Source organism: Rhizobium sp. BK049 (assembly GCF_014193135.1).
In the GTDB taxonomy this organism is placed as follows: domain Bacteria; phylum Pseudomonadota; class Alphaproteobacteria; order Rhizobiales; family Rhizobiaceae; genus Rhizobium.
Genome location: NZ_JACHYV010000031.1, coordinates 71,484 through 78,761, shown reverse-complemented (window position 1 = coordinate 78,761; position 7,278 = coordinate 71,484). Strand labels below are relative to the sequence as shown.

At 61.1% G+C, this 7,278-nt stretch carries 6 protein-coding genes; 3 read left to right on the top strand and 3 right to left on the bottom strand.

Going from position 1 to position 7,278, the window contains the following annotated elements:
• On the bottom strand, positions 1–239 hold a 239-nt coding region (locus tag FHT70_RS26220; protein WP_281411811.1), incomplete at its 3' end, for an acetyl-coenzyme A synthetase N-terminal domain-containing protein.
• Between the two features lie 229 nt (positions 240–468).
• Here FHT70_RS26220 and FHT70_RS26215 point away from each other — a divergent pair.
• Positions 469–1,170, top strand: a complete 702-nt coding sequence (locus FHT70_RS26215) for a DUF1013 domain-containing protein (RefSeq protein WP_097601297.1) — start codon at positions 469–471, stop codon at positions 1,168–1,170.
• A 122-nt stretch (positions 1,171–1,292) separates the two neighbouring features.
• Here FHT70_RS26215 and FHT70_RS26210 read toward each other — a convergent pair whose 3' ends face one another.
• A complete protein-coding gene (locus FHT70_RS26210; RefSeq protein ID WP_183705852.1) occupies positions 1,293–3,203 on the bottom strand; it encodes a propionyl-CoA synthetase in 1,911 nt (636 codons plus the stop codon).
• Between the two features lie 81 nt (positions 3,204–3,284).
• Complete coding sequence (locus FHT70_RS26205; RefSeq protein ID WP_183705850.1) at positions 3,285–3,944, bottom strand: YggS family pyridoxal phosphate-dependent enzyme; 660 nt, start codon at positions 3,942–3,944, stop codon at positions 3,285–3,287.
• Between the two features lie 200 nt (positions 3,945–4,144).
• On the opposite strand from FHT70_RS26205, the gene leuS reads away from it, so the two are divergent.
• Together leuS and lptE are read left to right on the top strand one after the other, a co-directional pair.
• Complete coding sequence (gene leuS, locus FHT70_RS26200; protein ID WP_183705848.1) at positions 4,145–6,775, top strand: leucine--tRNA ligase; 2,631 nt, start codon at positions 4,145–4,147, stop codon at positions 6,773–6,775.
• Entirely contained in the window at positions 6,765–7,274 is a 510-nt protein-coding gene (gene lptE / locus FHT70_RS26195; RefSeq protein ID WP_183705846.1) for an LPS assembly lipoprotein LptE, read from the top strand. Before leuS ends, lptE begins: the two co-directional genes overlap by 11 nt.
• Positions 7,275–7,278: the final 4 nt, after the last annotated feature.

The window sequence follows — 7,278 nt, the reverse complement described above, 5'->3', positions numbered from 1 at the left end:
ATACAATTGTAGGAGACGTTCGTCTGGCCGTCTTCGAACCATTTGATCGAGACCTTGCCGGTGAAGGAGGTGTTCTTGACCTTGGTATAAGGTTTAAACCAGTCGATCCGCTTGCCGTGCTTGCCCCAGAACTTATCTGGATTTTCGATGCTTTCCTCGTACCATTTCAGGTACTTATCCTTATCGATCAGGGCGCGCGCCTTCACCGGCTTCGTGACCGGATAGATCTTCTCCGACATGGTACTCCTCCTCATGGGACATGCGACGGACCGCGAGCTATCTGGGCCCGAACTTCAAATCACGGCGATTCATAGCAGTTCGCATCGCCACGGCAATTAGACAAAGGTCATTTGATTTCGGAAGAATTGCAATTCTGCGACAGTCCGGTTATATAGCGCCATATTTCCCGGACATTGTGGTGACAATCCACGGACCGCGACCGGCGCGGACGATAGAAGGACTATATCCATGGCTCAAACATTGCTCATGCCGAAGGCGACTGCCATCTGGCTTGTCGACAACACGGCGCTGTCTTTCGATCAGATCGCGCAGTTCTGCAAACTGCACCCGCTCGAAGTCAAAGCCATCGCCGACGGCGAAGCCGCGCAGGGCATCAAGGGTCTCGACCCGATCTCGACGGGACAGCTTTCCCGCGATGAGATTGCTCGTGCCGAAGCCAACCCGAACCACAAGCTGAAGCTTTCCGAACCGAAGGTGCGCGTGCCGGAATCCAAGCGCCGCGGCCCGCGTTACACGCCGGTCTCCAAGCGTCAAGACCGCCCGAACGCCATTCTCTGGCTCGTCCGCAACCATCCGGAGCTGAAGGACGCGCAGATTTCGCGCCTCGTCGGCACGACGAAATCGACGATCGAGCAGATCCGCGAGCGCACCCACTGGAACTCCGCCAACCTGGCGCCGATGGATCCGGTCACGCTCGGCCTCTGCAGCCAGATCGACCTCGACATGGAAGTGGAAAAGGCCGCCAAGGGTCGTCCCCTGCCGACCGCCGCCGAGCTGGGCGCAACGCTGCAATCGGCGCAGGAGACCGAGCGCCTGACCCCGAGCTACGAGCGCGAAGAGGAAAAGGAAATCGACGCCGACGCCGTTTTCCGCAAGCTGAGCTCGCTGCGCTCGGCCCCGAAGGACGAAGACGAGGACGAGCAGTACTGAGATATCAGCCTTCTCATGCAAAAACCCCGCCGAAAAGGCGGGGTTTTTCATTGGCGTTGCTGTAGAGCATCTGACACAAGGCCGAGCAATATGCGGACCTTCCTGCAGCCTTCCCGCTGATTTCACATCGGCAGGGAGCCAAAACCACGCTTTCGCAGTGCCTCTGCGATCTCTTCCAGTATCGCCGGATCATCGATGGTTGCAGGCATTTTCCAGGGAATGCCGTCAGCGATCTTCTGCATGGTTCCGCGCAGGATTTTGCCGGAGCGCGTTTTCGGCAATCGGTTAACGGTGATGGCCGTTTTGAAGGCCGCGACTGGGCCGATCGACTGGCGGATCATCGCCACGACCTCCGATTCGATCGCCGGCGTTTCACGGGAAACATCGCGTTTCAGCACCAGGAAACCACAGGGCACCTGACCCTTCACCGCATCGGTCACACCGATGACCGCGCACTCGGCGACATCGGCATGGCGCGCGCAGACCTCCTCCATCGCCCCGGTGGAAAGCCGGTGACCAGCGCAATTGATGATGTCATCAGTGCGCGACATGACGAAAAGATAACCGTCCTCGTCGACACAGCCGGCATCGGCGGTCTTGTAGTAGCCAGGAAATTCATCGAGGTAAGCCGACCGGAAGCGATCGTCGGCGTTCCAGAGGGTCGGCAGGCAACCCGGCGGCAAGGGCAGCTTTATGACGATATTGCCGAGCGTTCCCGCCTCGACCGGGTGACCGGCATCGTCGAGCACCGCGATGTCATAACCGGGCATCGGCAGTGTCGGTGAGCCATGCTTGACGGGGAGGGCGCCAAGACCCAGCGGATTGGCGGCGATCGGCCAGCCGGTCTCCGTCTGCCACCAGTGATCGATGACCGGCACGCCGAACATGCGCTCCGCCCATTTCAGCGTTTCAGGGTCCGCCCTCTCGCCGGCCAGAAACAGCGCCCGGAAATCCGGCATCGGATATTTGCGCAGCAGTTCGCCCTCACCATCCTCCCGCCGGATGGCGCGGAATGCGGTCGGCGCCGTGAAAAGCACACGCACCTTGTATTCCGAGACGATCCGCCAGAAGACGCCGGCATCCGGGGTGCCGACCGGCTTTCCCTCATAGATCAGCGTGGTCACGCCCGCGATCAGCGGGGCATAGACGATATAGGAATGGCCGACGACCCAGCCGATATCGGACGCCGTCCAGAACACCTCGCCCGGCTTCAGCCCGTAGACATTCCGCATCGACCAGTTAAGCGCGACCATATGGCCGCCATTGTCGCGGACTACGCCCTTCGGTTGGCCCGTGGTGCCTGAGGTGTAGAGGATATAGAGCGGATCGGTCGCCTTGACGGGAGCACAGGCCACCTCTGCGCTGCGATGGGCCGCCACCGCCGCCTCGAAATCCTGGTCGCGGCCACCGGCGAGCTCTGCCGGAAGCTGCGGCCGCTGCAGCACCAGGCAGCGCTCCGGCTTCATCCGCGCAAGCTCGATGGCTTGATCGACCAGCGGCTTATAGGCGATGACGCGACCGGGCTCGAGGCCGCAGCTTGCGGTGATCACCAGCTTGGCGCCGCTGTCGTCGATGCGCGCGGCAAGTTCGCTGGCGGCAAAGCCGCCGAAAACGACGGAATGAACCGCACCGATGCGAGCGCAGGCGAGCATGGAAAACACCGCCTCCGGCACCATCGGCATATAAAGGATCACGCGGTCGCCTTTGCCGATGCCGATCTCGAGCAGTGTTGCTGCGATCGCCTTCACCTCACCAAGCGCCTCATCATAGGTGAAACGGCGCTTCTCGCCGGTCATGGCGCTGTCGAAGAGGATCGCCGTCTCGCCACCGCGTCCAGCTGCGACATGTCGATCCAGGCAATTGTGGCAAGTATTGGTCTCTGCCCCTGAAAACCACCGGCCATAGACGCCATTATCGGGTGAAAAGATCCGCTCCGGAGGCTTGAACCAGTCGATATCGGCGGCGGCTTCGCTCCAGAAGCCTTCGGGATCCTTTTTCCAGGCCGCATAGACCTGATGATAGCCGTTTTGCATCTGCTCCTCCCCAGGACATGCAAGCCTCGATATCAATTTAGGCCGGGCCGAGGAGGACGGAAAGCCCGACGAAAGCAGGTATCAGCGCGCGCCGAAAATCGCCGATCCGACGCGCACACTGGTGGCGCCGAAAGCAATCGCCGTCTCGTAATCACCCGACATGCCCATGGAAAGTTTTTCGACGCTGCATTTGGCGGCGAGCTTTGCGAGCAGGGCGAAATGCGGCCCGGGATTTTCCTCGGCCGGCGGGATGCACATCAACCCCTCGATGGACAGGCCGAGTTGATCGCGGCAGAGGGCGACGAAATCAGGCGCATCCTCGGGAGGGATGCCGGCCTTCTGCGGTTCCAGCCCGGTATTGACCTGGACGTAGAGCCGCGGCGTCCTGCCCTGCCGCTTCATCTCCTCGGCGAGGGCGCGGGCGATCTTCTCGCGGTCCACCGTCTCGATGACATCGAAGAGCGCCACCGCATCCGCCGCCTTATTCGATTGCAGCGGCCCGATCAGATGCAGTTCGATCTCAGGATACTCGGCCTTCAGATCGGGCCATTTGCCTTGGCTTTCCTGTACCCGGTTCTCGCCGAACACCCGCTGCCCGGCGTCGATAGCCGGACGGATCGCATCCGCCTCGAACGTCTTCGATACGGCGATGAGCTGAACGGAACCGGCCGGACGACCTGCCTGGCGTTCCGCCGCCGCGATCCGCGAGCGCACGTCGTTCAACCGCTCTTGAAGTTCCATCGTTCTGCCTCGACATATCAACGTGAAAGGAATTGGCATGAACTAGCCAGCCGTTCCGTGCTTGCCAAGACCCGCACCGGCGAAATCGCTTCGGCGGCATGAAGATCGGACGCTTGCAGCGCCCGCAAAACTTGACGCTATCGTGGTTTCATGGTGAAGGTCTCGGCCAACTCCCCTGATTTTCCGGAATTTTGAATACCATGGCCACCGAACGTTATAATCCGCGCGACGCCGAGCCCCGCTGGCAGCAGAAATGGAACGAAGACAAGGTCTTCGAGACCGACAATTCGGATCCGCGCGAAAAATATTATGTCCTCGAAATGTTTCCCTATCCCTCGGGACGCATTCATATGGGCCATGTCCGCAATTACGCCATGGGCGACGTGGTTGCCCGTTACAAGCGCGCCCGCGGTTATAACGTTCTGCATCCGATGGGCTGGGACGCCTTCGGGATGCCGGCGGAAAACGCCGCCATGGAGCGCGGTGTGCACCCCGCATCCTGGACCTACCAGAACATCGCTTCGATGAAATCGCAGCTGAAGGCGATGGGGCTGTCGCTGGACTGGAGCCGCGAATTCGCCACCTGCGACGTCGACTATTACCAGCACCAGCAGCACCTGTTCCTGGATTTTCTGGAAAAGGGCCTGGTCTACCGCAAGCAGTCGAAAGTGAATTGGGATCCGGTCGACAATACCGTTCTTGCCAACGAACAGGTGATTGACGGCCGCGGCTGGCGCTCCGGCGCGCTGGTCGAACAGCGCGAACTGACGCAATGGTTCTTCAAGATCACCGATTTCAGCCAGGACCTGCTGGACGCGCTGGATACGCTCGACCAGTGGCCGGAAAAAGTGCGCCTGATGCAAAAGAACTGGATCGGCCGTTCCGAGGGCCTGACGGTCCGCTGGGAGATCGTGCCGGAAACGGCGCCTGCCGGCGAGATCGAAATCACGGTCTATACGACACGTCCAGACACCTTGTTCGGCGCCTCCTTCCTGGCGATCTCAGCCGATCATCCGCTGGCCAAGGATGCGGCCGCGAAGAATGTTGAGATCGAAGCCTTCTGTGAGGAGTGCCGCCGCGCCGGCACCTCGCTTGCCGCGCTCGAGACCGCCGAAAAGAAGGGCATTGATACCGGCATCCGCGTCAGGCATCCGCTCGATCCCTCGTGGGAACTGCCTGTCTACATCGCCAATTTCGTTCTGATGGATTACGGCACGGGTGCGATCTTCGGCTGCCCGTCGGGGGACCAGCGCGACCTCGACTTTGCCCGGAAATATGGCTTGCCGGTTGTGCCGGTCGTCATGCCGAGGGATGGTGACGCCGCAAGCTTTTCCGTCGGCGACACCGCCTATGACGGCGACGGAGTGATGATCAATTCGCGTTTCCTCGACGGCAAGACGACGGAGGAAGCCTTCAATATCGTTGCCGACCGGCTGTCGGCGGCTTCCCTCGGCAATGCGCCGCAGGGCGAGCGGAAGATCAATTTCCGTCTGCGCGACTGGGGCATTTCGCGCCAGCGCTATTGGGGCTGCCCGATCCCGGTCATCCATTGCGACGCCTGCGGCGTTGTGCCGGTGCCGAAGAAGGACCTGCCGGTCAAGCTGCCGGAGGATGTAACCTTCGACCAGCCCGGCAATCCGCTCGATCGTCATCCGACCTGGCGGCATGTCGCCTGCCCGAACTGCGGCAAGGACGCACGCCGCGAGACGGATACGATGGACACCTTCGTCGATTCAAGCTGGTATTTCACCCGCTTTACCGCGCCTTGGGAAGCCAAGCCGACCGATCCTGAGGCGGCTAATCGCTGGCTGCCGGTCGATCAATATATCGGCGGCATCGAGCACGCGATTTTGCATCTGCTTTATTCCCGTTTTTTCACCCGCGCCATGCGCGAGACCGGCCATGTCGCCGCCACCGAACCCTTCAAGGGTCTTTTTACCCAGGGCATGGTGGTCCATGAAACCTACAGCCGCGGCTCCGGCGCCAGCCGCGAGTGGGTGGCTCCCGCCGATATCCGCATCGAAGAAATCGACGGTAAACGCCGTGCCTTCTTGCTGGCGTCAGATGAAGAAATTGCCATCGGTTCGATCGAGAAGATGTCGAAATCAAAGAAGAACGTTGTCGATCCCGACGATATTATCGCCTCCTATGGCGCCGATACCGCGCGTTTCTTCGTTCTCTCCGACTCCCCGCCGGAGCGTGACGTCATCTGGTCGGAAGCCGGCGTCGAAGGTGCCCATCGTTTCACTCAGCGCCTCTGGCGGCTGATTTCCGAAGCGGCCGGCGGCCTGTCGACCGTTGCCCCCGCACCGGCAAGCGAAGGGGAGGCTCTGGCAATCTCGCAGGCGGCGCACAAGACGCTGAAGGCCGTTCAGAACGACTACGACAAGCTGTGGTTCAACAAGGCCGTAGCCCGCATCTACGAGCTCGTCAATGCCCTCGCCGCGCCGCTGACGAGGGTTGCGGTGGGTGAAGGCGACATCGCCTATCGTGCCGCCGTGCGTGACGCTGCCGAGATCCTGATCCAGCTCGTCGCACCGATGACACCACATCTTGCCGAGGAGTGCTGGGCCGCGCTAGGCAATGCCGGGCTGCTCGCCCGCACGGACTGGCCGCGTTACGTGGAAGCGCTGGTCATGGAGAATGACGTCGTTCTGCCCGTGCAGGTCAACGGCAAGAAGCGCGCCGAATTGACAATTTCTCGCGATGCAGATCAGAATGCCGTCACCAACGCCGTGCTGGAGCTGGATGCGGTGAAGAACGTGCTGAACGGTCAGGCGCCGAAGAAGATCATCGTGGTTCCCCAAAGGATTGTGAACATTGTCGTCTGATATCATCCGCAATGCCGGCATCGCCATGATCCTTGCCGCCTCGGCATTTCTTTCGGCCTGCCAGGTTCGGCCGCTTTATTCCGAGAGTTCCGGCGTCGTCGAAAAGTTGTCCTCGGTCGGCTTTTCCGATGCATCAGGCCGCGTCGAACAGCAGGTGCGCAATCGCCTGATCTTCTTGGCATCGCGCGGCGCCGGCGAAGCGATAAATCCACAATATCACGTCCAAATGCGCGCTACTTCGAGCGTCGCCGATACGCTGCTGCGTCAATCCGGCGATACATCGCGCGCCGGTCGTGTCACCGTCACCGTTACCTATACGCTGAGCGCCGTAGCCGACGGACGCGTGATCAAGGCCGGTAGCCGACAAGCGACTGCCCTGGTGGATTTCTCCGAGCAGGAGTTTGCCAAGCAAAGGGCGATCCGCGATGCCGAGAACCGCGCGGCGGATCAGGCGGCAGAATTCGTAGGAGCCGATCTCGCCGCTGCCCTCAGCCGCTGAGGGC